This is a genomic window from Chitinimonas violaceus (assembly GCF_052601015.1).
Map to the genome: position 1 here is coordinate 1 of NZ_JBQXDJ010000056.1, position 26,385 is coordinate 26,385.

The following is a 26,385-nucleotide window of genomic DNA, read 5'->3' on the forward strand; positions in this document are numbered from 1 at the left end:
CATTCCGGAAAAATGTTCGACTAATTTTGCTCCCGGCATGCTTATCTCGAAAAGGTGGGGAGACGCCACCAATCGCATCAAGTTCCATGCTGGGCAGCTAACACATGTCACCAAGAACCTTAACTAATATTTTCATGCGTAACCCCTGGGGTGGGCTCAGACCGAAGAAATCGTCGATACCAATTGGAATCTGTACATCGCTTTCTATAACAAGGCGCAGGAAACCCTATTCATTCACACCTCAGGTGACGATACCCAGGCAACTCTCTTTCTCAACTTGGTAGCCAAAGACCCTCGTCGCATCAATGGTGAGCCGACTTTCCGTACGCTCCACGACATCAAGCTGATGAAGCTGCAGAACGTTGGCCTGTCCCGCGCCCGGAAAGACCTGCGATTCACGATGCACGTGGGGCGCGATATCAACCAGGTTATTAGCGACATCGAGAAAGGCAATGCGACAAAGTCCAACATCTTCGCCACCGGCTTTGAAGATGGAGAACGAACCACCGTAGGTTGCTCGCACAAGGGCAAGATCTGGGAGATGAACTCCTCTCCGATCAACTACTGGGTCGAGTGGTGCAAGCGCATGTCGGTCAAACTCAACGACAGCAGCATCGACCCTGCCGACGTACTCAAAAATGTCATGCGCGTTGAGCAAATCAAGGACAGATGGCCAGAAGGCCTGTTCTACGCCGACTGGCCTGTGTCGATCGCAATCGAAAACGAGCAAAGGTTCTCGCTATATTTTCAGGGAGAGACCTTCAACCTTCTCGACGTCGAGCTTGGTAAGCCTGAGTACAGTGGGGCGCGGACGCTAGAGATCCCCATTCTTGTCGTGGGTAACGATGGCGAAGAGCGTCGTCTCACTACCATCGCCATCGAGTTGTTGGAGGACGCATACAAGACCTCCTGCCCAGGTGTGAAGATCCTTTACCCCGACGAAATGCCCCTGGACTCGTACCTGGATGCAGAGCCGCTTGTATTGCTCAAGGTCGACGGTTCCATGGTGCAAGGCAACTACCGCCAGTACTCTCTCAACAGCATGGATGTAAAACTGCCTGCCGGTTTGCTCGAACCCTGGGATTGGGGAACGACGAAAATCCATCAGGAATCCATGCGTGCAGAGCGACGTAAGGACTCAGTACAGGGCTTCACCTTCGACAAAATCGCTGATGACTACTCCATCGTCTTCAACGATGACGGTAATGGCGAAATTGCTGATCTGGTGGCAATTCGGGAAAACAAAGATGCCATCTACATCGACCTTTACCATTGCAAATTCTGCCCTGTGACAGACGCCCCCGGGGCCCGCGTCGCCGACGTCTATGAGGTATGCGGTCAGGCGTCGAGATCGGTGAAATGGCTGTACACGGGCGATAAGTTCTTCAACCGGCTGATGGATCGTTACCAGCAATCACTGCTAAAGGACTTCGACAGAATCCTGAAAGGCACGCCTCAGCAGCTGGAGATACTGCGCAACAAATGCTACGACCATGAGCTGATTTTCAAATTTGTGATCGTCCAACCCGCGATATCAGCGAAGAAGGTGTCGCAGGAGCAGTTGGCCGTCTTGGGAACGAGCTACTCATACATCAAGAGTATCTCGGGCTCGGACATCAAGGTCATTGTCAGCCCTTAATTGACTCGCACCTGCGGATTTGCAGCCGGTGTCATGCTGCGATCCGTTCCTCCGAGACCGATTTCGCTTTTGCCATCACGAGCTTATGACAGCCTGAAGTGTCCTAAATTTCCAAGGTTCTCAATGACCGCTTCTGGCGGGTAGCCTCCTAGGCGCGAGATTGGCATCGTTCGACCACTCGCTAACTGTTAACTGGTCGGTAGCAGCCGCTTTCAAGTTGCATTTTCGCTACTGCAATACACGGCAGGGTCAAATGAGGCGAGAAGGGGTGGCCAGGTAGGATGAGATTTCACTTGGTAGGGAATCTGCTCACTCGTGAGCGTTTCACTGGCCGGATTTGATCAAACGCCATTGCAGGCGTCACCGCTCTCTCCTTATAGGCTGATGTCGGTCAAAGTGGACGGTAAAGCTGCGTTCGATGAACGACAGCTGAGCAGCGGTTACCGCCTCACTGGCCGGAGCCATATGGTGTGTAGTGGTCAAGTATTTTCGGACACGCCAATCGGTTCTTTTGCAGCCATTTTCTGCTCATAAATCGTGGGAGGTAAGTTACCTCGGGCCGAGTGCAAACGCACACTGTTGTAGAAACCGACTATGTATTCTGTGATGTCCTTTTCCGCTTCCCAATGATTCGCATAGTCTCGCTGCCACACCCGCTCCACCTTCAAGTTCAGGAAGAAGCGCTCCATGACCGCATTGTCCCAGCAATTGCCTTTACGACTCATGCTAGGCACCAACCCATGTTGACTCAGTAGCGCCTGGTACTCAGCGCTGGCGTATTGACTGCCTTGATCGGAATGCATGATCAACCCAGCATTCGGCTTGCGCCCATTCAAAGCCATCTGCAATGCGCGGCAAACCAACCCTGCTGGCATCGTTGGCGCCATCGCCCACCCGATGATTTTGCGTGAGTACAAATCCATCACAACCGCCAGATAAAGCCAGCCGGCTCGTGTACGGATATAGGTTATATCGGATGTCCATGCCTGATTTGGCTCGACTGGGTTGAACTGACGATTCAGACTATTCTCTGCAACTGGCAAGGCAGGATTGCTATGGGTGGTACAGACAAATTTGCGCTGCCAGACAGGCTTTAAACCCCCTTTCTTCATCAAACTCCGAACCTTGTATCGCCCCATCACCATGCCCCGTTCACGCATCCCCACCATGAGACGACGGCTGCCATACGTTTGTTGGCTGGCCTGAAATGCCGCTTTCAGATGCACGACGACTTTACTTATTGGCGTTGTGTTGGCCCGCTGCTTTGAAGCGTAATAACCAGACCGACTGACCCCCAATACCCGGCATGCCTGCGTGATGGATGCCTTCTGTTGCCACTGATCGACCAAGGCGTAAGTCATTTCAGTTCGCGGGCAAAGAAGGCCGATGCTTTTTTTAACAGGGCATTATCCGATTTGAGCTGAGAAACCTCCGCCTCTAGCTGGCGAATGCGTTGCTGTTCAGCAGTCAATGGTTGGCCAATGCCGGGCAGCCCTTTAAGCTCAACTTGATATTGTTTTACCCAGCGACGTATTGCTGTGAGACCGACTCCAGTACTTTGCGTCACCTGCTGCACGCTGAGTTTTTGGTCGACGACCATGCGAGCGACTTCCAGCTTAAAGTGCGCATCGTATGTTTTATGTGTGGAAGCCATCTGTATTCCTCATTTTAGGTCGGTAATATACCTATCGAGGTGTCCGTTGGAATTAGACCACTACATGGTCATTCAGCCTAGTAGCCGCTGCCGATAGAAGCGGCATGGTGAAAATTGGCCTATGCTTTGCGCGCTGCGTTGGTGCAACGTGCCAGTTAAGCCGTGGCCGATCCACTTGATGATCAGTCAGACGTCCGCCATAAAAGGCCGGATAGTTGGCAGTAAAAACAACGTGCGACCTGGGGAGGGGTATGGCTCGTATCCGCCGGCTGGAAATCCGCAACTTTCGCTCGATCAAGACGCTCGACTGGGCGCCCTCAGCGGGCATCAACTGCCTCATCGGTCCGGGCGACAGTGGCAAGTCGACGATACTGGATGCCATCGATCTATGCCTGGGCGCGCGACGCAGCGTGGGCATCGCCGACACGGACTTCTATGGGCTTGTTGTCACCGAGCCCATCGTCATCGCGGTGACCCTGGGCGGCCTGTCGGACGATTTGTTGAGCCTGGAGGCCTACGGCGAGTTTCTGCGTGGGCATGACGCAGCGACAGGGCAGATCGAGCCAGAACCCAGGGCCGACATCGAGACCGCGTTGACGCTACGCCTCGAGGTAGGCCCGGACCTTGAACCGTCGTGGCTGCTGTACTCGGAGAGAGCGCAAGAACAAGGGCTGGAACGTGGCCTGGCCTGGAAACATCGCGCCGCGCTGGCTCCCGCGCGCATCGGCAATTACGCCAACACTCATCTGTCCTGGAGCCGTAGCTCTGTGCTCAACAGGCTGGCTGACGAACGCCCCGATCTGGGTGCCGAGCTAGCTCGTGCAGCGCGGGACGCGAGGACAGGGTTTGGCAACCAGGCCGGTGCTCAATTGGCAGAAACCCTTCAAGTCGTGACGCGTACCGCCACTGCGTTGGGTGTGCCGGTGGGCCAGGCCCAGGCCATGCTAGACGCGCATGCGGTCTCCATCGGCGATGGTGCGATCGCGCTGCACAGCCAGAGCGGCATCCCCCTGCGCTCGCTGGGGACGGGATCGGCACGGCTGCTCATGGCAGGGCTGCAGCGCGAGGCCGCTCAAGCGGCCACCATCGCACTCATGGACGAGGTCGAATTTGGCCTGGAGCCCCACCGGCTCAAGCGCCTGCTGGATTCCTTGGGCGCCAAGGACGCAAACCTGCCCCTTCAGGTGTTCATGACCACGCACTCGCCCGTTGCCCTGCGCGAGCTTTCCGGAGACCAGTTGTTCATCGTGAGGTGCGAAGGCGATCGTCATGTGGTCCGCTCCGCAGGCGTGACCGATCAGGTGCAAGGGATTCTGCGCACGGACCCGGAAGCCTTCCTGGCGAAATCCATCCTTGTCTGCGAAGGGGCTAGTGAGATCGGACTGGCACGGGGCCTCGACCAGTATGGCGTGGAGGATCACAACCAGACCTCGTTCTTCGCGCTCGGCGGCGCGTACGTCAACGCAGGCGGCAGCACGCCGGACCTGTGCCTGGACAAGGCGCTTGTACTGCGTCGCCTGGGCTACAACGTGACTGTATTCATCGATGCGGACAAGGCGCCGACACCCTCTCTCCTTGCGGCGCTTGCTGCCGAGGGCGTAGGCCTGCTCACCTGGCGAGCGGGCCGTGCATTGGAAGACGAGCTGTTCATCTGTATGACGGACGCGGCGATTGATTCCCTGCTTGGCTACGCCATCGAACGCATCGGCCGCGATGACGTTGCGGAGCACATTCGGTCCAAATCCGAAGGCCAGCGGACCCTCGAAGCCATTGAAGGCGAGAGGGCCGCGCAGGGCGTCTATGCGGCGGCAACACGTGAACTCTTGGGCCGCGCAGCCCGGGTCAGCAAGAACGGCTGGTTCAAGTCTGTGTCCGCCTATCAACATGTCGGCCGCAGGATCGTCGGGCCACAACTGCAGAATGCGGAACCTGGATTCGTCGATGTGATGAATCGGCTGTGGGCGTGGACCCATGCCGCCTGAACTCGACCTGTTCGCGGTCGCGCGCGGCTCAGTCACAGCGCCGGCGGGTTGCGGCAAGACGCAACTCATCGCAGACACGCTAGCTGCGCATACCGGCAACAAGCCCATCCTTGTTCTGACCCACACCAATGCCGGTGTTGCGGCACTGCGGGCTCGCATGGCCCGGGTGTCCATCCCCAGCTCGGCTTATCGAATTTCGACGATTGACGGTTTCGCGATGAGGCTCGTAGGGAAGTTTCCGCTACGCAGCGGCGTTCCCTCACACGTGCTGGAGCTTGCCAATCCAGGTCAGGACTACCCAGCGATCCGGGAGGCAGCGGCCAACCTGCTGCAGGCCGGACACATCACCGCATCGCTGCGAGCGACGTACGCACGGCTTTTGGTCGATGAATACCAGGACTGCAATGCCGCTCAACACCGCATGGTGGCCTGGGCGGCAGAGATACTGCCGACGTGCGTGCTTGGTGACCCCATGCAGGCGATTTTCGGGTTCGGTGGCAATCGCCTAGTCAACTGGCAAGCCGATGTCGAAACGCAGTTTCCGCCGGTTGGCATATTGCTGACACCGTGGCGGTGGCGATTAGCTGGTAACGAGGATCTCGGGCATTGGCTGCTGAGTGTGCGAACGCTGCTTCAAGCCGGCCGGCCGGTGGAACTGCAGGGGGCGCCAGTTGCAGTGCAATGGGTGCAACTTGACGCGGCGACGGCTGAAGAGCAACGCAGGGCTGCGGCGAGGACACGCGGGCGCAACGCACAGGACAGCGTTCTCGTCATCGGCGACGCGATGAATGTCCGCGGGCGCTACCAGTTGACCAGCCAGACACCCGGTGCGACGGTCGTCGAGCGCGTCGACCTTGTCGAGTTCATCCAGTTTGCGCGGACGTTCGACCCCGCTGGAGCCAATCCACTGGGGCACGTGGTCGAGTTCGCCGCGAGCCTTATGACTGGCGTCGGCGCGGCTGAATTGCTGCAGCGTGTGCGAGTTCTACAGCATGGCAGACCTCTCAAGCCCCCGACGCCTATCGAAGCCGCAGCTGTTGCGTTCGCACGTGGCCCCAGTGTTGCTGAGGCCTCCCGTCTGCTGCAGGCGTTCGCCCGGCAGCCGGGGACCCATGTTTACCGTCCCCAAGTCTTGCGCTGCTGTCACGCTGCGATGCAGGCTGCCGCTGGTGGCACATGCACCTTGCACGCTGCAGCCCTTCAGGTGCGCGAGCGGCAGCGCCACATGAGCCTGCCGGTTGCGCGACGGGCCGTCGGTAGTACCTTGTTGCTCAAAGGACTGGAGGCCGATGTGGCGGTCGTGCTCGAGCCTCAGGCCATGACGGCCCAACACCTTTATGTTGCGCTGACGAGAGGTGCGCGTCAGGTCGTGGTGTGCTCGCCTACCAGCACCCTGACGCCGCACAAAGCAGACTAACGATTCGCCGCACGGGCATGAGGAGATGGAATGGACACATTCTCACGAAGGCATGGCCTCAGTCGGCCAGATGCCGACATCCTGATTCGATATGAGGCACCTGATGACCTTCGTAACGCCATAGTCGACCTCGCCTATCAGTGCGGGTTCAAACCCTCCGATCTTCGTCGTGTCTTATGCAGCATGCTGTATCGGACGCCGGACAGGAACAACTGGTCGGACTTCCCGAATGTGGACGATGAAGTGCGGGATCTCATTAGCGACTGCGAGTGGTTCGAGGTCTATGACTTGATCGAGTTGCTCGCGCAGTCGTACGCCCGCAACGGCGGCGATTTTGCAGGTGAAACGAATCGAATGTTTCGCATCAAGGGTGTGGGCTGGCAATTGGTGGGCACACGTTTGGAGGTCCGTGGCTCGGAGGCGTTTGAACTCGCAGTGAAGGAGGGGCAGCGAGAGCTCCTGCAACGAGGTAGCCACACGGCCGCCAATGAGTTGCACGAAGCGATCCTTGACTTGTCCCGGAGACCCAACCCAGAAGTCAGTGGTGCCATCCAGCATGCCATGGCAGCGCTTGAATGTGTCGCTCGAGATGTCTGCGTGAGTAAAGACACGCTCGGCGATGTACTCCGCAAGAATCCGCACTTATTCCCCAAACCGGTGGATCAGATCGTGGACAAGGCTTGGGGATACACGTCCAACTACGGCAGGCATCTTGTTGAAGGCAGTCCTCCTGCATTCGATGAGGCCGAACTCGTCGTTGGCTTAGCCGGTGCGCTTGCGAGATACCTGAGTCGTCGCTTCCCCAAAAGCAGCGTTTAGAAGGCTCGAATTGCTGAACGGCTGGTTCACACCTGCACTGACTGGCTGCTTTGGCCGAGTTGCGGACAAATTATTGCTAGTCATGAAACCAGTAGCCTGCGTATGAGTCGGCAACGAGGTGGTCATGTCCGCGAGAATTTGCACCTAGAGCATAAAGTCATCTCGGTAATGATGCCGTATCAGTTCCACAGCAATACGGTTAGCTCGCGTGCCGGCAACCAGACTCAGTGAGTCGCCTAGTATTTGGTCGAGCAGATATTCCAGCAGCTCAACTCTTTCTTCGAAATCGACGCCGGTAAAATCAAGGTTCCACTTTCTGCGTTTCAGCAGCGGAAACACCGTGGCCTTGTAGGCATCATACAATTCGACGCTAAATTGGCGGAATGGCTCGCTCAGGCATACGATCAGGAGCGTCCGATACAGCGACTCTGCGGCATGTCCGGCCCGTATCCAATCCCGCTTTTTGCATAGCTGGCGCACCAGTATCGTCAAGCATGCGAGCATGTTGAGGTCGGCGGCGCACTCTGCACTTTTCAGTTTGGCCAGCCAATCTGGGTACGGTATATGTTCGGCGCCCCACTGTGTCCAACCAAGCTCTACAGTCAGCGACATGAGGTCAAATGGAAACTCGTCACGGCCTCGCCGTATCAGTGCGTTGACACTTCGACCACCCTCGATCGCATCCCAAACAACGTGATTGATGAGCCATGCGCTTCCTGGTAACTGTGAGTCGACCAGGTTAATCAACTGTGCCCGTGGCGCCCGGCGGCCCTCGGGATAGGCGTTCCACTTCTGCGTGTGATATCGCTGGTTCCTTACCGTAAGTTTTTCAAACCCATCTGGTTCAAGAAATTTGCCGATTCGATAGGGCACGTCCATTCCAAGCGCGATGCATAGGTAGGCGTACCAGATCCTTACCCGAAGTACTTTGGTTAGCCCTTTTTTTCGCATCGTGGTTTCGCACGCGAAAGTTTGGATTCATGGCTTCTTGCAATTAGATCAATGTATTGCACGATTTTCCTGATCCCGTCTTTCACGCAATCATCACTCTCCTACCCGATTTTCACATCACGGTGTCGGGCATACCATCTCATGCAATGAGCGTGACTGCATGGAACTGGAAAACATGATCGACGAGATACAAGGCATCGCCCAGTCACTGGAGCGAGAGTTGTTCGATCGGTATGGGCCAATGATCTCAGGCGAGCCGCTGAGGGTTGCGCTTGGTTACCCGACCATGCCGGCATTTCGACAGGCATTGGTTCGCCGACGCGTACCCGTTCCGGTGTTCACTATTGAGGGAAGGAAAGGCAAATACGCGCTAGTCAGGGACGTTGCACGGTGGCTCGCTGAGCAACGCGCCTCGGCCACACTTCCCCGCACAGCAACTACGCCTAGCAAGGCCCGCACCTGAGCAGCGGCCGCATCCGTACTCACAGGAAGTAGCGTGCTAATCGAGACCACGACGGAAGGAGGTATCGACATGGAGCCGCCTTAGAACATCTGAGGGGCTGAAATGCACAGGGCTCGCGATCTTTGGAGAGATCATCGAGCCCTTTGGAGTGCATACGTGGCTGTACGCATTTCCATATTGTGCCGGCACAAGCTGGATGTCAAGCATCCCGCATCTGGTAAGGCTTGCCCGAAGCCTACCCTTGCCGCAGTCCCGCTCGCCCAGGGTGTTGCCAGTTGCCGCCGCTTTTCAGCGGCGAGCGACTGCATTGCCATCTAATCAATATGGAGCAAGACAATGGTACAGATTGTCAGTCAATCACGGGGCTATCGCGACCTCACGATATGGGACATCGCAAACCTAACCGAGGAGCAAGCTCTCGAAATCTTTATCACCCTTCGCTGGGGAGGGCGAGAAAGTATTTCGTGCCCTCGATGCTGCCACACAGGTAAGCATTGCCCTCGGTTAACGCGTAAGCAGTGGCGTTGTGCAAGTTGCGATGCAGTTTTCAGCGTGACCACCGGCACCCCTTTCGCACACCGGAAGCTCCCGTTCAAACGTCTACTCATGCTGATCTTCGAATTCGTTTCTGCACCGAAGAGTATAGCTGCCAACCAAGCACATTCCCGCCTCGGGATGACACTGCGGACTGCATATCTCAACGCCGGAAAGCTGAGGGAGGCACTATGGGAGTGTCGTGATCAGTCGCCGCTATCGGGCGTTGTACAAGTCGACTGCGCGTTCTTCGGAGGGAAGCCTCGGCGCCCCAATAGAAGGCAGCAAGCCACTGCAGGCTTGGTCAACAGTAAGCTCCGGAATCGCAAAACCAGCATTGTCCCGCCAAGCGCACGAGGCAAGATTGAGCCGTGGAACGCGCGGAAATTGCTCAATCGCAGGGCGGTTTTGGTGATGCGCGAAATTTCACCCCGCAAGGGAGTCGGTGCAATCCGTACGCGTGTCGCCATTCTTCGTGCAGAGAATGCGGAGTCTGCTTTGCCGATCATTCGCCGGTGTGTCGCTCCACGTTCTACGGTGATGAGTGACGAAGGGAGGGCCTACTCAACGTTGTCTGCCTGGTTCAATCACCAGAGCGTGAAGCATGCAGGGGAGTACTCCAAATCCGATGGCACCAACAACAACGCAGCAGAGCAGTTTTTCTCGCGCGTGCGGCGAGAAGAGTATGGCGTGTTCCACGGCATGCGACCGACATACCTTGCCTTTTATGCCAATGAAGCTGCCTGGCGCGACGACAACCGACATGTGTCGCTGCGCGGCAAGTTCTTGGTTTTAATGCGCTGCGTATTTAAGGCCGGTGTATCCAAGGCGTGGTGTGGGTACACACAAGGCAGGCGGCTAGGCACAGAGTACCTAGGCTAGGTCATCGACAAAGCTTTCATCGCAAATGCTCCAGCGCCGGTCCGTGCTGCCTTCAAGCGGTGGATGGCGTTGGAGCACCTTCTTTTGTGCCAGCCCCTTTAACCTGTACCGCACGGACTCGCGTAGCTGATGCTTCGCCTCCAGCCTTCCCCAAAGGTGCGGATGCCGCTTCGCGACTTCTTCTATCAGTAGCATCATTGGGACAGGCTCACCGTCATGCTCGCGGATGATGGCAAGAAGCGCGTGTGTCAATTCCCCATGCTTCAAACCAATGCGCCGCGGTTGAGACAATCGGGGCTCAATGAGATCCTTGTCGATCACGATTTCGTGCATCGCCAAAGTGCGATCCAACGCCGCCAGATCGAGCTCAAGCGCCTCAAGCTCGTGAATGAGATGCTTGGCGCGATCCACCGCCTCTCGGGCCTTTTGAAGTTCGGCGCCAAGTCGGGATCGCTTGTCTATCAGCCAAGCTAGGGAAGGAGGAATGCGGGCTGCCATACCCGAAGTATGCCGATGCTAGCAGCCCTCAGTCAGGTGCATCTGAGGCAAAATGGCGTTATAAGGTGCCTGCAACATATGGTAACGCTCGATTACCGTACTTTTCTGCAGGTTTAAGCCTATTTCCTATTAAGGACTCAACACCCATCTAGCAAGCTTTTTCGCTTACCAACAGATCGCGCTGGGTCAGATACAGGCGCAGGTCAAACTCCACCTGCGCGTAACCGGGCTGCATATGTTCACAAAGCTGGTAAAACGCCTTGCTATGCTCTCGCTCCTTCAAGTGCGCCAGCTCATGCACCACGATCATACGTAGGAACTCGGGTGCAGCATCCTTGAAAAGCGAAGCAACACGGATCTCCTTCTTGGCCTTGAGTTTGCCACCCTGAACGCGCGAAATCGCCGTATTCAACCCAAGCGCCTGGTGAATCAGATCCAACTTGCTGTCGTACGCCACCTTGTCGATAGCAGGCGCATTACGCAAAAACCGCTGCTTCATCTCACTTGCGTACAGATACAAGGCTTTGTCAGTCTGAACATCGTGGCGCGCGGGGTAGCGCTGTGCCAAGTGGCTGCCCAGTTGGTCTTGCGCAATCATGGCGCGCACCCGCTCTTGCAAAGTAACTGGGTACGCCTGAAGGTACTTAAGCGGAGACATGGTAGAGATAGCAGTGAGGTAAAAGGCTTCCTATTTTACCTACTTCGCTACGCCAATAAGCCTTTGCCTTCACACAGTTAGGAAATGGTCGCACAGGCGCTTGTAAATCAACAGACAGCAGAAAGATGCGTATGGCGTGAAGAATTGATCACGATCAATGATCTGAATACTTTTCCAGCATATCGTATGAATGGTCTCACCGACGTATAACACGGTTTGGCATAAGCCATGTTCTTGCATCAAGCCATTAGGATTTAATTAATACATTAGTGTCTCATACAAGCAAAATATTTTAACCAAGCCAGTACACCTCCTTGTTACCAGTTGCCTACATGGGTATTCTTTTGTACTTAAATTCCATTATTCAAATTACATAAAATAAATAGCGCTTCATCCAGCAGAAGGAAACAATAAGCAAAAAGAGTTACGGCTATACAGCAAGATTGCAAACAGGTTCTACAACCATAACTGAATCTCACACCTATTTTTGCTTGTAGCATTTTATCAATACGAGCAGTTCTAATTGATCTACTGGAAATCCAATGAGTGATACCGCCCTATTCAGTGACGCAAATATTGATGCCATCCATGTAAACGCTTATGCAGCACGTCTGGTTCAAGATGGCTTTAGTACAGTCTCTTCAAAAATCTATGATACCAACGCAAGCTTTAATCAATTTGAAATGCTGACAAATGCTCAGCTCGATTATTATCGTATATCCGCCGATCCACATGGTGGAGGGCGTTATCGCGCATTTTCCCGTTACCGACTGACACCAGGCTCCACTACACCTGTACTAGACGATACTAACGATTATGTTCAGTCACCTGAATATAATTACGATGATGGCGGCTTGGTACGTAAATTCGCGCCATTATCACAGGATTTCCGCAATAATTCTTTAATACAGCATTTGATTCAAAAAGACCTGGAAATCGCCCGCGCCACGGATTTAGTCGATTGGTCTAGTAACGTCATTATCGGCCTGCACCAGATCCGCTATCACGCAAAACCGGATGCGCCTTCGATCAGCTCCCCCATCTGGCTACATCGCGATGATGAGCCCGTTGTGTTCATTCATTTATTCAACCTCAGCGCCAGTGCATTAGGGGGTGACAACCTTATTTCGACTGGCAATAGAAGTATCAGCCGTGTCATTCGTTTGACTTCGCCATTGGAATCGGTCGTATTAGGCAAAAAAGTACTGCATGCCGTTACCCCTGTCGGCACCAATTCAAGCACCGGCGCTTATCGCGATATCCTGCTGATAACCTTCTCCAATGAGGAAAGCAAATGACACGGAAGATCCTGATTACCGGTGCAGGTAGCGGTATTGGTTTTTCCTGTGTCCAGCACTTCCTTACAAAAGGTGCAGAAGTCATCGGGTTGGACCGCAATGTCTCTCGCTTGGCCACACTCACCAGTGGAGCAAACGGGCTGCTGAAAACCATTGAGATCGACTTGACCGACAAAGTCGCGATTCGATCGCTGTTCGAACAACTGGACAAGGAGGCCTGGGTACCGGATGTACTGATCAACGCGGCCGGGATTCGGGAGATCAGCCCTGTCGTCGACTTGGACGACGACGTTTTCGAGCAGGTCATCGCCGTGAACCTCACCGCGCCTTTCCTGCTCTCGCGAGAGTGCGCCAAGCGCTGGCTGAAGAATGAAAATACCGCAGCTTGCATCGTGAATATTGCTTCGGTTTCCGGTGTGATGGCCGAGCCGGAAAGAGCGGCCTATGTCAGCTCGAAACACGGCCTGATCGGGCTGACCAAGCAATTGGCGATCGAATTCGGCGAAGCGGGCATCCGTGTCAATGCGGTCTCTCCAGGGGTCATTCGAACCGAGCTGACTGAATCCTATTTCAGCGACCCAGCCTTAACCGCGTTGATTCGCGACAACCATGCACTAAAACGCTGGGGTACGCCGGAGGAGATCGTCAGTTGTATCGACTTTCTGGCGTCGCCCTCAGCCAGTTTTGTCACCGGTGCAAACTTCCTGATTGATGGGGGGTGGACTGCAGGAAAGAAGCTTTGAAAGACGACTCACTGCTCTTTCAAGCAGACGCACTGCCGGTAGTTTAAGACTGAGCTCACGGATAAAAAAAAGGTAACAAGGATGGAAGCGAACAAGCGTACAGAAACAAGCCTCGCCTTATTTGGGCTGATTGCCGCAACGATTATTTTTGGTTCTGTCGGCATCGTTGCACCATATACCGGCTTGAAAGCGTTTGAACTGGTGTTTGTCCGCTGCCTAAGCGCCACACTGTTTCTCGGTGCCGGCTGGGTACTGTCCGGCCGTATCCGGCAAGAGGAGTGGAATAAACGTGAGCTGATTCAGACTGCTTTATGCGGTTTCGCCCTGGTGGCAAATTGGTACTGCCTGTTCAGTGCTTTTGAATTGATACCTGTCACGCTGGCAGTCGCTGTCTACTACTTGGCGCCTGTATTTGTACTGCTATCTGGCGTGCTGTTCTTTGGGGAGCGCCTGACGCTTGTTTCCTTGCTATCGGTATTGGCATGTTTTGCCGGCACCGCGTTGATTGCCGCCATAGGTAGCGAAACACCGACAGCGCTGTGGTCTTCCGGTCTGTTATGGGCACTGATGGCAGCAATCTGCTACGCAACGCTCACTGTGCTGGGCAAAGGCATCCAACGCCTCAGCCCCTATGCGGTTTCCTGCCTGCAGACCCTGCTAGGCGCTTTACTGCTACCCGCCTTTGTACACTTCGGTGCGTTTACTACGCTGACGCAAGGCAATTGGCTGGCCGTCGCTTTGATGGGCTCCATCCATACCGGGCTGGTCTACTATCTTTTCTTTGGCAGTGTGCGCAAGTTACCCACCCGCTTGGTTTCGGTATTGGTCTATCTCGATCCTGTTGTCGCCATGATGCTCGATATTGGACTCAATGGCTTCAGACCAAGCCACACTCAATGGATAGGTATTGCATTGATGGCTGCAGGATTAGGCCTGTCAGCGATTCGTCAAGGATCCAGCAATACCCGCTCAATCCCCACAAAGTTCGAAGGGGCCACCACCCACCTATTAAGGGCTGGCCGCAAGGGAAGCTGACATCCATTCTCAGGATTGGTGCAATGCTCCTGAATTAACCCCGCATTTCAATCACTGCCGCTTGTTCATCTATGTCCAATACTATTTCTTATTTCAGAACGAGGATGGTATGGCTGATCGCCTTTTCCGCGATAGGCGCGCTCATGCTATGGGAAAGCTTTCCCATCCCAAAAGATGGTCGTGTGCTTAGCAGCATCGGTTTTATCTTTTTGGGTATCTCCGCTTTTCTCAATACCATCCCATTCAATAAGCCGGTCTCGACAGATGGCAGTCCTATCTCGTCGAAGTATCAGAAACTAAGCCTCATCACCTCGGTAACCGCTATCGCCCTGATTTTTCTGGGGGAGATCATCAAGTTTGCTATGCAATTCTGACGCGCCGGGAACCTGGAAATTAAAAAAGCCGAGCAATGCTGCCCGGCTTTTTTATTCACTGAAACAATGCCCCAAGAATCCTATTCACGATTTGTAGCGAACAGCACATAAGCGCTGATGACTGCTGCGCAGTAAACCGTGGACAGGTTCTAGACTGGTTCTGTTGATTCGGTCCAATCCAAAATCACTTTCCCCGACTGACCAGACAACATTGTCTCAAACCCGGTCACATATTCATCGACAGGGAAGCGATGGGTAATCATCGGCGAAAGGTCGAGCCCGCTTTGCAGCATGGCTGCCATCTTGTACCAGGTTTCGAACATTTCACGGCCGTAGATGCCCTTGATGATCAGTCCCTTGAAAATGACCTGGTTCCAGTCAATCGCCATGTCGCCCGGTGGAATACCGAGAAGCGCAATCTTGCCGCCGTGATTCATGGTATCGAGCATGCCGCGGAAGGCACTGGGGTTACCCGACATTTCCAGCCCCACATCAAAGCCCTCGGTCATGCCCAACTCCTGCATCACCGCTTTCAAGTCCTGCTTGGCTACATTCACGGCACGGGTGGCACCCATCTTGAGCGCCAGTTCAAGCCGGTACTCGTTCACATCGGTAATCACTACATGCCGGGCACCCACATGGCGGGCAATGGCTGCCGCCATGATACCAATCGGGCCAGCACCGGTAATCAGCACGTCTTCGCCTACCAGATCGAAACTCAGCGCTGTGTGGGTGGCGTTACCAAATGGGTCCAGGATCGAGGCAATTTCATCAGGAATATCGTCGGGAATCTTGAACGCATTAAAGGCAGGAATCACCAGATACTCAGCAAACGCACCCTCACGGTTCACGCCAACGCCCGTGGTATTGCGGCAAAGATGAACGCGGCCGGCGCGGCAATTACGACAATAGCCGCAAGTGATATGCCCTTCACCCGAAACGCGATCACCGATCTTGTAGCCCTTGACTTCCGAGCCCATGCCAACCACCTCGCCCACATATTCGTGGCCGACATGCATACCTACTGGAATCGTCTTCTGCGCCCAATCGTCCCACTTCCAGATATGGATGTCGGTACCGCAGATTGCGGTCTTACGGATCTTGATCAGCAGATCGTTATGCCCAACCTCGGGCTTCTTAACGCGCTGCAGGGTCAAGCCTGGTGCGGCTTCGGCTTTGACGAGTGCTTTCATGTTTCTATCTCCATACAGCGGGTCACTCACCGGCCCGCCTGATACTTACTACCCATGCCGATTCGGCATGAACAAACTTTTAAATCAGTGCCTGAACATTCTGCCTTAATACCATCACACTACCGCAGACTGGGTTGCCATACGACTTCACACTACCGCAGACTGGGTTGCCATACGACTGGATTCGCGACGATAGGCCAACCAACGTGCACGCCACTGTAGCGACGGCCGTTCCAATAAGCCGTACAACACCAAGCCACCCATCAATCCCACAACGGCATACACCACAAATGCCAATCCACCCTGGTCATGCAGGTAAGCACCCCAATGTGTACGGGCGACAGCCCAGACCATCTTGTGACTCAGGTACAAACTGAACGCCATGGCTGCAATAGTGGTAACGCCAGGCAGGCATAGTCTAGCTAGCACACTATGTTCACTATCGGCAGCCGCCACCAGGAAGGCCAATCCAGCAGCCAAAAGGGGGAAGCCCAATACCACCGGCCAGAAAGCCTCACGGTCTTGCAAAAGCCAAAATGCGCCGGCCAACAGCAGGCTTGCACCCACCAACAGCGCTGTTCCATGCTGCTGCACACGGTTCCAGACCTGTGGCCGGAATTCGCGAACCAGCGCCAACGCAACGCCGGCCAACAAACCATCCAGACGGGACCAGGTCGGGTAGTAGATCAGCTCCATATAGCGCTGGCCAAACAAATCTGCATTGGCGGGCGTCGCCAATAAGGGCTCCAGTTCATATAGCCACAAGGCGCCCCGCAGCAGCATACCGCCTACCAACACGGCCACCAACACCGCCATCACCCGCTTTGGTCCTACCCGGCCGAACAGGACCAAGCAGATCATGGGCAACAGCAAATAGAAGTGTTCTTCGACACAAAGTGACCAGACGTGGGAAAACGCCTTGGGGGAGGAAAAATCGATCAGCAGATTCTCAGTGAAGGTGAGAAATTGCCATAGCGGCTGTATCTTCGCAGTCTCACGCCAATCAGGCATAGCAAAGTACAGCAGTACCATCAATGCATAGGCCGGCAGGATGCGGAAGGCGCGCTTCCCCATGAACTCAGTGATATTGGGCCGCTGCCCGCACCGCATAGGCGCAAACAACTGGCCACCAATCAAAAAGCCGCTGAGCACAAAGAAAAGGTCCACCCCCATCCAACCCCAACGGGTGAAGGCTGGCAAAGGGGTGCCCAAACCCATGATCTGGGCGTGGTAAAACATCACCCAGACAATGGCGAAAGTACGTAACACATCTAAACCAGGACGGCGCACTGCAGGCGGGGCAGCAACCAACGCATGCGCCTTGTCCATTGTTAAATCACACCCAATGTCTTACCGACCGTGGTAAACGCCGCCACCACATCATCGATATGCTCCGTACTATGCGCAGCACTCATCTGGGTACGGATACGCGCCTTGCCTTTTGGCACAACCGGGAAGGAGAAACCAATCACATAGATGCCCTGCTCAAGCAGCATGGCTGCCATTTCACCAGCAAGACGGGCATCGCCCAGCATCACGGGAATAATGGGGTGGACACCCGGCTGCAAGGTAAACCCTGCTGCGGTCATCTTGCTACGGAAGCGCTCGGCATTTTCTGTCAGCTTGGCGCGCAGGCGCGGGCCATCGGTTTCCAGAATACGGAAAACTTCCAAGCTGGCAGCGGTAATCGCTGGCGCCAGAGAGTTCGAGAACAAGTAAGGGCGCGAACGTTGGCGCAGGATATCGATAATGGCCTGACGACCAGCCACATACCCACCCGAAGCGCCACCCAGGGCCTTGCCCAAGGTACCGGTATAGATGTCGATCCGATCCGATACCCCACAGTGCTCAGGCGTACCTCTGCCATTGGGGCCGATGAAACCCACGGCGTGCGAATCATCAACCATCACCAACGCGCTGTATTTATCGGCCAGGTCGCAAATCGACTTCAGGTCGGCAATAAAGCCATCCATTGAGAAGACACCATCGGTCACGATCAACGTAAAACGGGTGCCAGCTTCCTTGGCTGCCTTGAGCTGCGCTTCCAGGTCTGCCATATCGTTGTTCTTGTAACGATACCTTCTGGCTTTGCAAAGACGCACGCCATCAATGATGGAAGCATGGTTCAGCTCATCCGAGATCACCGCATCCTGCTCACCCAACAAGGTTTCGAATACGCCGCCATTGGCGTCGAAACAGCTGGAATAGAGGATGGTGTCATCCGTTTGCAAAAAACGTGAAATGGTGGCTTCCAAATCCTTGTGTACCGATTGCGTACCGCAGATAAAACGCACCGAAGCCACGCCATAACCGTAGTCATCCACACCCTTCTTGGCCGCAGCGATCAAACGTGGGTCGTCTGCAAGGCCCAAGTAGTTGTTGGCGCAGAAATTCAGTACTTCACTGCCGTCTCGCAGCGCAATATCGGCGCGCTGATGAGATGCAATAACGCGCTCGGGCTTGAAAAAACCCGCTTCCTTAATCGCTGCCAGCTCGCTTTCGAGATGGGATAGGAATACGTGGTTCATACATCTCCTCTTCATTAGGTCTGATGAGCCGCACACAGGGCTGGGCATTTTGTTGATATAGGTCTTACCGTCACACCGACGCAGACTGCGAGAAAACCCAAGGGTAACAAACACGGCCTGACAAACCGAACCAATGTATCAATCGCTGCGCGATATCTATCACAAGATGCAACAGTGTCGTAAGCAGGTAATACCGCTAATACAGTGCCGCATCCACTGCCATAAGCACCATGGCGGCAAAATCCGGCGCGATTCTACACATTCCCGTAAGCAGGGGGCCAAAACATACCGATCTGCATGTATTACCGTTTGGAAACAATAATGAAAAATTGTGACAGTAGGCTAAGTTATGAGGTGGTATATGCCGTTTTCTTGGTCAACACTGAATTGCGCAAATCAAAATAATTAATAAAACCGGCGGAAGCTGAATTGGCACCTGAAGGAAACGCGACATGATCAACTGTATTGCGACCTTGATGCGTCGCCATAGTTATCCAACCCGCTTTGGTTTGATCGGCGCGGTATCCATCCTTACCCTGCTCTACCTCGGCTACAGTCTCTACCGTACCAACCAAGACAATGTGGACTTTTCCGCCAAAGAACGGGTCGGCGTCGAATACCTGAAGGCCGGTCTGCCGCTGATTGATGCGTTAATTGTTCGCCGTAATGGCGCTGCAGCAGGTAGCGGCGCCGCAGACACTGGCAAAGTGGATAGTGCACTGAGCCAGGTAGCCGCCGCCGAGCAAAAGCTGGGAGCCGAACTTGGCACCGGCAAAGCTTTCTCTGCCATGAAACAAAGCTGGGAAGAGACGCGAAGCAGCGACAGCAAACCCGCAGCCGACCGGATCAAAGCCCATACCGCGACTATCGACCAAGCGATCAACTTACTGATTACGGCTTGCGACAATTCCAACCTGACGCTCGACCCGGATATCGACTCGTATTATCTGATGGATTCTGCTTGTGTGAAATTACCCGCCCTCGCTGCCCGAGTCGGCGAACAAACGGCATTGATGCTGCGGGCTACCGGTGAAAAAGCGCTCGATGATGCTTCGCTCACACGCCTTGTGGAGCTGCGTCCATTGGTGGCCGACACGCTTGGCGGCCTGCGTGGCAACCTGGATAAAAGCTTCGCTTATAACACCGAGCTGCCCAAGAGCCTGAACAGCCCACAAGGGTTGGTCCAAACTACAACGCAAGCCGTTGGCGACAGTGTGGACAAGGTCATCGCCAAGGATCTGGAAAGCCAGGCAGGTACGGTTTCAGGTAAGGCGGATACAGCCGCCAGTAAAATCAGCGCCATGAATCTTGCAAGCAGTGACGAGCTGGACAAACTGCTGCAAGCCCGCGTTGCACGCATCGCCATGCAACGCAATATCTATGTCGGTTTAAGCGCCGGCGCCATCATCGCCATTCTGTTGCTCTTTATTGCGCTGTACCGCTCAATCACTGGCCAGCTTGGTGGAGAGCCCTCTCTGGTGGAATCCATTGTGAAGCGGATCGCCGAGGGCAAGCTCGATACAGCAGTAGAACTCCGAACAGGCGACCAGGACAGCCTGCTGGCCGCTATTCGCCAGATGCGTGACCAGCTGCGTGACATGGTGCAAGAAATGCTGCGGCTCTCCGAAGAATCCACTGCGGCAGCCGAACGGCTGGCCCAGAATGTATCGAAAATCGCGCAGGCCAGCGCCACACAAAGCGAAGCTGTTGCTGGTGCAGCATCCGCTGTCGAGGAACTGAGCGCGTCCATCATGAATGGAGCCAACTCTTCCAACAATGCTAAAGACCAATGCGTACAAAGCAACAAAACTGCCAATGACGGCAGCGACGTCATACGTCAGTCCATCGGCAATATGAATAGCATTGCCACAGAAGTAGGAATGACCGCTCGCACCATTGAAGCACTTGGCGAGCAATCTGCCGCCATCAGCAATGTGGTCGGTGTAATCCGTGATGTGGCCGAGCAAACCAATCTGCTTGCCTTGAACGCTGCCATCGAAGCCGCCCGGGCAGGCGAAGCCGGCCGCGGATTTGCCGTCGTAGCCGATGAGGTACGTAACCTCGCAGCCCGTTCCGCCACTGCCAGCAATGAAATCGCCAGCTTTGCCAGCGCCATACGCAGCGCTGCCGATGATGCGGTCAATCGGATGCAGGCAACCGTCCGGATCGTGGAAAGCGGTCGGCAGAACACCGATGCTGCGAGTGAAACCATCGAGCGTATACAGCAAGGCAGTGCCGGCGTAGCAAAAATTATCGAAGCGATTGCCGATACACTGACCGAGCAACGCACCGCCAGTCAGTTGCTGACCCAACACCTGGAATCGATCTCGGGTATGAGCGAAGCCAATGCCAACTCAGCAAGCCAAGGGGCTAGCTCCGCACAACAGCTTCACGTACTTGCAAGCCGCCTAGCCGAAACCGCGCGGCGTTTCTCGGTTTAAGCCACTCTTCCTATCCATGCCCCGCTTACCTTTTGCCGCCTGGTTAAACACTAGGCGGTCTGTGCTGTCTGCTACACTCGCCACGCGCAAGAGTAGCCCCATCTGGATACACCCCCTCTAGCCACAGATAAAAGAATACTCATTTCGGGAAACTGCATGCATCAACACAACCAGTTCGACCTGTTCAAGCAACGGCGCTTTCTGCCATTGTTCATCACCCAGTTTCTTGGCGCGTTCAATGACAACCTGTTCAAGAACGCGATGTTGGTGATGATCACCTTCTTTGGTCTGGGTTTCGCCGGGCTGGATGCGCCCACCCTGGTCAACGCTGCTGCTGGTATTTTCATCCTGCCATTTTTTCTCTTCTCGGCTACTGCGGGCCAGCTGGCCGAGAAATTCGATAAAGCCACGCTGGCGCGTTGGATCAAGCTGCTGGAAATCGCCATCATGCTCGTGGCTTCCGTCGGTTTTATGTACCGCAACGCCGCGCTTTTGATGTTCTGCCTGTTCCTGATGGGGGTGCACTCCACCCTGTTCGGTCCGCTCAAATATTCGATACTGCCGCAGTATCTGAACGAACGGGAACTGCTTGGCGGTAACGGCTTGATAGAAATGGGCACCTTTGTGGCCATCCTGTTGGGTCAGATCGGCGGCACGATACTGGTGGAACGCAGCCCCGACAATGTTGCGGTTATTGCCACTGCCTGTGTAGGCGTGGCCATACTGGGCTACCTGAGCAGCCGCGCCATGCCGCCGGCTCCACCCCAAGTCCAGGACCTTAAGATCAACTGGAATGTCTTCAGCGAAACCTGGAACATCATCCGCCTAAGCCGGCGTAATCTCACGGTTTTCCATTCCCTGATGGGCATTTCCTGGTTTTGGTTCTTCGGTGCGGTCTACCTCACCCAGTTGCCAAGCTTTGCCAAGGGGGTGCTGGGTGGCAATGCCGAGGTCTATACCCTGCTGGTTGCCCTATTCTCGGTGGGGGTAGGTGCGGGCTCCGCACTGTGTGAAGTCTTGTCAGGCCGCAAGATCGAAGTCGGTCTTGTACCATTCGGCTCGATAGGCATGTGCATTTTCGGCATCGATCTTTATTTCGCCACACCAACCATCCCTGCAGCCGGTATCGGGGCGATCGCCTTCCTGAGTGACCCACATCATTGGCGGCTCATGGCCGACTTTACCCTGCTGGGCATCTTCGGCGGCTTCTTTATCGTACCGCTCTATGCCTTGATCCAATTACGCAGTGAACCGGAATACCGCTCACGCATCATTGCCGCCAACAATATCCTTAACTCCTGCTTCATGGTCGTCTCGGCTGTCGTCAGCATCCTTATCCTGCAGGCCGGCGTCAGCATTCCGCAGCTGCTCTTGATCGTGGCGCTGATGAACATTCCGGTCGCCTTCTATGTGTACGGCTTGCAACCCGAATTCCTCATGCGTTTTCTGGTATGGATTGCGACAAACACCATGTATCGCATCAAGGAACAGGGCCTGGAGAACATCCCCGAAGAAGGCGCTGCCGTGTTGATCTGCAACCATGTCAGCTTCATGGATGCGCTGGTGATTGGCGGAGCGATTCGTCGTCCCGTACGTTTTGTCATGGACCATCGCATCTTCAAAGTGCCATTGCTGAGCTTCATCTTCCGTACCGCAGGTGCTATCCCCATCGCCCCCGCCAAGGAGGACCCGGCAATGAAAGAGCGTGCATTCATCAAGGTGCAGGAATGCCTGTCGAATGGCGAGCTGGTCTGTATCTTCCCCGAGGGCAAGATTACTTACAACGGCGAGCTCAACCCCTTCCGCCCCGGCGTCATCGAAATCGCCCAGCGCAGTAATGCACCAGTGATTCCTATGGCGCTGCGTGGCCTCTGGGGTAGTTTTTTCAGTCGCAAAGATGGCACCGCGATGCTGAAAATGCCGCGAAGGTTCCGGTCGAAAATTGGTTTGGTAGCCAGCACACCGGTACCTGTTGAACAACTGGACTTGGATGATTTACAGGCACGGGTACTGGCTTTACGGGGACCGGACAAATAGTCTGATTTGTCGATCGCATATCTGGGTAAAGTGAGCGCAGAACGCGAGCTTGCTTTACCTTGCTTTGCCCTGGTTACCCCCACCCACTTCAGTCTCTTAGTACCTCTGCTAAGTGTCAGCAACACGACGCTGAATAGGTTCTTAGCCCACACTAGATTGTAAAAAGTCGTCACTACCCCATGAATGTTCTGTTTTGTGAGAGCTCATCCAATCTGGGTGGCCAAGAATTGCAAATATTGCTGCAAATGCAGTTATTGGCTGACAACGGCCATCGTACTATCCTCGCCTGCCGGGAAAATTCCGAGATCGCCCGTGAAGCCGCTCGACGCCAACTGGTTTGGCAACCCGTAGCTTTTCGCAGCAGCCTGCATTTGCCAAGCATCTGGGCTATTCGTAACCTGCTACGTACCGAGCATATCGACGCTGCGTTTTGCCACAGCGGGCATGACTGCAATACCCTGGCCCTGGCTGCGCGCACCATCAGCCGCCGGCCGCTGTTGATTCGAGCACGGACTTATCAACCAGGCATGCCCAAAGCGATCACCTACAACCGCTTGGTGGATAAGACCGTAGTGCCAAGCGAACATATGCGTCGGCAGATTCTGCTCAACCCTGCCATCAAACCTGACCGTATCAAGGTATTGCATCCTATCCTGCCTTTGGCGGATATCCGTGCGGGTGCAAGCCAACCCTTGCGTGACGACCTTGCCAAGATAGTGAATGGTCCAGGTCCGCTTATTGTTCATGCCGCCATGCTGCGCCCGGAAAAAGGCCACCGCACCATATTGGCGGCATTGCCCGGCCTGCGCCGTACCTTTCCTGAATTGCGCATTGTCTTTGCCGGGCAAGGAGTCGAATTGGAGCGTCTTCAAGCGGAAGTTACCCAATTGGGACTGGACGAAGCGGTGTACTTTGCCGGCTTGATGATGCCGGTATACCCACTGATGGCACGAGCTGATGTAGTCATCATGCCTTCGCTGTATGAACCGCTGGGGTTATCGCAGCTAGAGGCGCTGGCATTGGGTGTACCCGTAGCGGTATCCAATACAGGTGGGCTGCCTGAAACTGTAATACATGGCAAAACAGGCTGGGTTATCAGCCCAGGAGATACCGCTGCCTGGGAAACAGGACTGACCGAGGCACTATCGAACCCTACAAGTGCAAGAAAAATGGCAATGGATGGCCGCAAATGGGTGGAGGCCACCTATTCACCCGAAGCGCACCTTGCCGCTTTATTAGGGCACCTGGGCCAATACCCCGGTAACGTTGGGTGATATAGCCTTCAGCATTCATAGGTCGTTAATTGCTATAACACCCTATCTATCGGCCCGACTTTGTTTCACATAGGTCGGGCTTTTGTTTATCGGTTGCTTCCTAGCGTCAGAATCGACATGCACCCAGTTCTCCTGTTCAAAAGCCTGCTCGCGCCTTATCGCACCCGTATCGTGATGGCGGCTATTGCCCTGGTTATAGCTGCAGGCTGCATGTTGCTGGTTGGTCAGGGTTTACGGGCTGTGATCGACAAGGGGTTTGTCGACAGCAACCCAGCATTGCTCGACCAAGCTTTACTGGCGCTGTTCGGGTTGATCGCCATCATGGCCAGCGCAACCTATGTACGGTTTTATCTTGTGTCGTAGCTGGGTGAACGCGTCACGGCAGACTTGCGACGCAAGGTGTTCGACCACCTCCTCACTCTGCCACCTTCGTTTTTTGAAACCGGCCGTACCGGCGAGGTGAATTCCAGGTTGACCAATGACACCACCCAAATCGAGACGGTGATTGGATCATCGGCATCTATGGCATTACGCAATGCACTGATGCTGATTGGTGGCCTGATCATGCTGGCAGTGACCAGTTTGAAACTGACCTTGCTCGTATTGATTTGTGTGCCCCTGGTCGTAGCTCCCATCCTCTTATTCGGCCGGCGTGTACGCAAACTTTCACGCCAGAGCCAGGACAAGGTAGCAGCAGTCAGCAGCGTTATCGACGAGACTGTGCATGAGATCCGTACAGTCCAGGCTTATGGCCATGAACCCAGCGACCGGGCAGCCTTTGCAGAACGGGTTGAAGCAACCTTTGCTACAGGCAAACAGCGTATACGCCAACGCGCCACCATGATTGTAGCCGTCATGGTGTTGGTGTTTGGGGCAGTTGCCGCAATTCTATGGGTAGGTGGCCACGACGTTTTGACGGGTAAAATCAGTGCTGGACAGTTATCCGCCTTTGTCTTCTATGCGGTGATTGTTGCAGGTGCCGTTGCCACTATTTCAGAAGTAATCGGCGACGTGCAACGCGCGGCCGGCACGCTGGAGCGGTTGCTGGAATTGCTGAGTACTCAACCCGATGTAGCAAACCCTTCAGTACCGCAATCCATGCCAGAGCCTGCCCTCGGTGCGGTCAGTTTTGAAGCGATACGATTTCACTACCCGACCCGGCCAGAACAGGCAGCCCTCATCGACTTCAGCCTTACCATCGCCCCTGGTGAGAAAGTCGCGCTGGTTGGCCCAAGCGGAGCGGGTAAAAGCACGGTGTTCCAGTTACTACTGCGCTTCTACGACCCAGCCAATGGCATAATACGCGTTGGGGTTGATCTGCGAGACGTCTCTATCGAGGCATTGCGCAGTCGCATCGCCCTCGTTTCACAAGAAGCCGTGATTTTCGCCATGAGCGTGCTGGACAATGTCCACTATGGCCGACCAGATGCCAGCGAAGCAGCAGTAAGGGCAGCCTGTGACGCTGCCTTCGCCAGTGAGTTCGTTGAACAGTTGCCAGAGGGATATCACACCGATCTTGGCGAACGCGGAGTACGGCTATCAGGCGGCCAACGCCAACGTATTGCCATCGCACGCGCCATTCTGGCTGATCGGCCTATTCTGTTGCTCGATGAAGCAACCAGCGCACTGGATTCACACAGTGAACGAATGGTTCAACAAGCGCTCGACCGGCTTATGCAAAGCCGCACCACCTTGATCATCGCACATCGTTTATCCACGGTACTGCATGCCGATCGCATCGTACTGGTCGAAGCGGGGCACATTGCAGGCTGAATCCCCCCGGTTTTCGTGGAGGCTCAGTTGTTAGAGACAGGTGAACTGTGCCTGCTCGTTTAGCCGTCGGTAATAAGCTGTCTCCGCTTCTGCTGGTGGCACGTAGCCGATTGAGCTTAGTAACCGATGGTGGTTGTACCACGCAACCCACTCCAACGTGGCCAGTTCGACCGCTTCCCGCGTTTTCCAGGA

General features: G+C 54.9%; 22 protein-coding genes and 1 pseudogene. 15 read left to right on the top strand and 8 right to left on the bottom strand.

Annotation, left to right across the window (positions count from 1 at the left end; all coding sequences use genetic code 11):
* Positions 1-346 precede the first annotated feature (346 nt).
* Complete coding sequence (locus tag ACUHMQ_RS16110) at positions 347-1,639, top strand: hypothetical protein (protein ID WP_445296484.1); 1,293 nt, start codon at positions 347-349, stop codon at positions 1,637-1,639.
* Positions 1,640-2,118: 479 nt separating this feature from the next.
* Here ACUHMQ_RS16110 and ACUHMQ_RS16115 read toward each other — a convergent pair.
* Positions 2,119-3,293, bottom strand: a protein-coding gene (locus tag ACUHMQ_RS16115; RefSeq protein ID WP_445296485.1) for an IS3 family transposase whose coding sequence is annotated in 2 segments (ribosomal slippage) — positions 2,119-3,026 and positions 3,026-3,293 — 1,176 coding nt in all. Because the reading frame shifts where the segments join, the coding sequence is not laid out codon by codon here.
* A gap of 251 nt (positions 3,294-3,544) precedes the next feature.
* Here ACUHMQ_RS16115 and ACUHMQ_RS16120 point away from each other — a divergent pair.
* From ACUHMQ_RS16120 to ACUHMQ_RS16130, 3 genes are read left to right on the top strand one after another with little or no spacing between them, the layout of a single operon-like run.
* Positions 3,545-5,275, top strand: a complete 1,731-nt coding sequence (locus tag ACUHMQ_RS16120; RefSeq protein WP_445296486.1) for an ATP-dependent nuclease — start codon at positions 3,545-3,547, stop codon at positions 5,273-5,275.
* A complete protein-coding gene (locus ACUHMQ_RS16125; RefSeq protein WP_445296487.1) occupies positions 5,265-6,692 on the top strand; it encodes a UvrD-helicase domain-containing protein in 1,428 nt (475 codons plus the stop codon). The genes ACUHMQ_RS16120 and ACUHMQ_RS16125 overlap by 11 nt, the downstream gene beginning before the upstream one ends.
* Before the next feature lie 30 nt (positions 6,693-6,722).
* Entirely contained in the window at positions 6,723-7,511 is a 789-nt protein-coding gene (locus ACUHMQ_RS16130) for an AbiJ-NTD4 domain-containing protein (protein ID WP_445296488.1), read from the top strand.
* Positions 7,512-7,655: 144 nt separating this feature from the next.
* On the opposite strand, the gene ACUHMQ_RS16135 is transcribed toward ACUHMQ_RS16130, so the two are convergent.
* Positions 7,656-8,384, bottom strand: coding sequence for a hypothetical protein (locus ACUHMQ_RS16135; RefSeq protein ID WP_445296489.1), 729 nt, complete (start codon positions 8,382-8,384; stop codon positions 7,656-7,658).
* 238 nt (positions 8,385-8,622) lie between these two features.
* Between ACUHMQ_RS16135 and ACUHMQ_RS16140 the strand changes: the two genes are divergently transcribed.
* Both ACUHMQ_RS16140 and ACUHMQ_RS16145 read left to right on the top strand, forming a co-directional pair.
* Positions 8,623-8,925, top strand: a complete 303-nt coding sequence (locus ACUHMQ_RS16140) for a hypothetical protein (protein ID WP_445296490.1) — start codon at positions 8,623-8,625, stop codon at positions 8,923-8,925.
* 336 nt (positions 8,926-9,261) lie between these two features.
* A complete protein-coding gene (locus ACUHMQ_RS16145; RefSeq protein ID WP_445296491.1) occupies positions 9,262-10,341 on the top strand; it encodes an IS1595 family transposase in 1,080 nt (359 codons plus the stop codon).
* Here ACUHMQ_RS16145 and ACUHMQ_RS16150 read toward each other — a convergent pair.
* Together ACUHMQ_RS16150 and ACUHMQ_RS16155 are read right to left on the bottom strand one after the other, a co-directional pair.
* Complete coding sequence (locus tag ACUHMQ_RS16150) at positions 10,333-10,839, bottom strand: hypothetical protein (protein WP_445296492.1); 507 nt, start codon at positions 10,837-10,839, stop codon at positions 10,333-10,335. The genes ACUHMQ_RS16145 and ACUHMQ_RS16150 overlap by 9 nt on opposite strands.
* Positions 10,840-10,987: 148 nt before the next feature.
* The gene (locus tag ACUHMQ_RS16155; protein WP_445296493.1) at positions 10,988-11,497 is read right to left on the bottom strand and encodes a M48 metallopeptidase family protein; all 510 of its coding nucleotides are present in this window, start codon (positions 11,495-11,497) and stop codon (positions 10,988-10,990) included.
* Positions 11,498-12,039: 542 nt separating this feature from the next.
* Here ACUHMQ_RS16155 and ACUHMQ_RS16160 point away from each other — a divergent pair.
* The 4 genes from ACUHMQ_RS16160 to ACUHMQ_RS16175 all read left to right on the top strand — a co-directional run bounded on the left by ACUHMQ_RS16160 (position 12,040) and on the right by ACUHMQ_RS16175 (position 14,947).
* A complete protein-coding gene (locus tag ACUHMQ_RS16160) occupies positions 12,040-12,795 on the top strand; it encodes a 2OG-Fe dioxygenase family protein (RefSeq protein ID WP_445296494.1) in 756 nt (251 codons plus the stop codon).
* Positions 12,792-13,538, top strand: coding sequence for an SDR family NAD(P)-dependent oxidoreductase (locus tag ACUHMQ_RS16165; RefSeq protein WP_445296495.1), 747 nt, complete (start codon positions 12,792-12,794; stop codon positions 13,536-13,538). Before ACUHMQ_RS16160 ends, ACUHMQ_RS16165 begins: the two co-directional genes overlap by 4 nt.
* An 81-nt stretch (positions 13,539-13,619) precedes the next feature.
* Positions 13,620-14,573: a DMT family transporter gene (locus ACUHMQ_RS16170; RefSeq protein WP_445296496.1), complete on the top strand. Its 954-nt coding sequence runs from the start codon at positions 13,620-13,622 to the stop codon at positions 14,571-14,573.
* Between the two features lie 104 nt (positions 14,574-14,677).
* Positions 14,678-14,947, top strand: a complete 270-nt coding sequence (locus ACUHMQ_RS16175) for a hypothetical protein (RefSeq protein ID WP_445296497.1) — start codon at positions 14,678-14,680, stop codon at positions 14,945-14,947.
* Between the two features lie 149 nt (positions 14,948-15,096).
* Here the strand turns inward: ACUHMQ_RS16175 and tdh are convergent, their stop codons facing one another.
* The 3 genes from tdh to ACUHMQ_RS16190 all read right to left on the bottom strand — a co-directional run bounded on the left by tdh (position 15,097) and on the right by ACUHMQ_RS16190 (position 18,668).
* On the bottom strand, positions 15,097-16,140 hold the full coding sequence (tdh, locus tag ACUHMQ_RS16180; RefSeq protein ID WP_445296498.1) for an L-threonine 3-dehydrogenase: 1,044 nt from the start codon (positions 16,138-16,140) through the stop codon (positions 15,097-15,099).
* A 147-nt stretch (positions 16,141-16,287) separates the two neighbouring features.
* Positions 16,288-17,469 (bottom strand): acyltransferase family protein, encoded by a 1,182-nt coding sequence (locus ACUHMQ_RS16185; RefSeq protein WP_445296499.1) that lies wholly within the window; start codon positions 17,467-17,469, stop codon positions 16,288-16,290.
* A gap of 2 nt (positions 17,470-17,471) precedes the next feature.
* Positions 17,472-18,668 (bottom strand): glycine C-acetyltransferase, encoded by a 1,197-nt coding sequence (locus tag ACUHMQ_RS16190; protein WP_445296500.1) that lies wholly within the window; start codon positions 18,666-18,668, stop codon positions 17,472-17,474.
* Between the two features lie 452 nt (positions 18,669-19,120).
* Here ACUHMQ_RS16190 and ACUHMQ_RS16195 point away from each other — a divergent pair, with 452 nt between their 5' ends.
* From ACUHMQ_RS16195 to ACUHMQ_RS16215, 5 genes are all read left to right on the top strand, one after another.
* The gene (locus ACUHMQ_RS16195; RefSeq protein ID WP_445296501.1) at positions 19,121-21,109 is read left to right on the top strand and encodes a methyl-accepting chemotaxis protein; all 1,989 of its coding nucleotides are present in this window, start codon (positions 19,121-19,123) and stop codon (positions 21,107-21,109) included.
* Between the two features lie 156 nt (positions 21,110-21,265).
* Positions 21,266-23,146: an MFS transporter gene (locus ACUHMQ_RS16200; protein ID WP_445296502.1), complete on the top strand. Its 1,881-nt coding sequence runs from the start codon at positions 21,266-21,268 to the stop codon at positions 23,144-23,146.
* 179 nt (positions 23,147-23,325) lie between these two features.
* The gene (locus ACUHMQ_RS16205; RefSeq protein WP_445296503.1) at positions 23,326-24,420 is read left to right on the top strand and encodes a glycosyltransferase family 4 protein; all 1,095 of its coding nucleotides are present in this window, start codon (positions 23,326-23,328) and stop codon (positions 24,418-24,420) included.
* Between the two features lie 117 nt (positions 24,421-24,537).
* Positions 24,538-24,783 carry a 6TM ABC transporter family protein gene (locus ACUHMQ_RS16210; protein ID WP_445296504.1) on the top strand — a complete coding sequence of 82 codons (246 nt, stop codon included), beginning with the start codon at positions 24,538-24,540 and terminating at the stop codon, positions 24,781-24,783.
* Positions 24,784-26,193 (top strand): ABC transporter transmembrane domain-containing protein, encoded by a 1,410-nt coding sequence (locus ACUHMQ_RS16215; RefSeq protein ID WP_445296505.1) that lies wholly within the window; start codon positions 24,784-24,786, stop codon positions 26,191-26,193.
* Between the two features lie 30 nt (positions 26,194-26,223).
* Here the strand turns inward: ACUHMQ_RS16215 and ACUHMQ_RS16220 are convergent.
* Positions 26,224-26,385 (bottom strand): annotated as a pseudogene (locus tag ACUHMQ_RS16220) (IS3 family transposase); the annotation flags it as partial.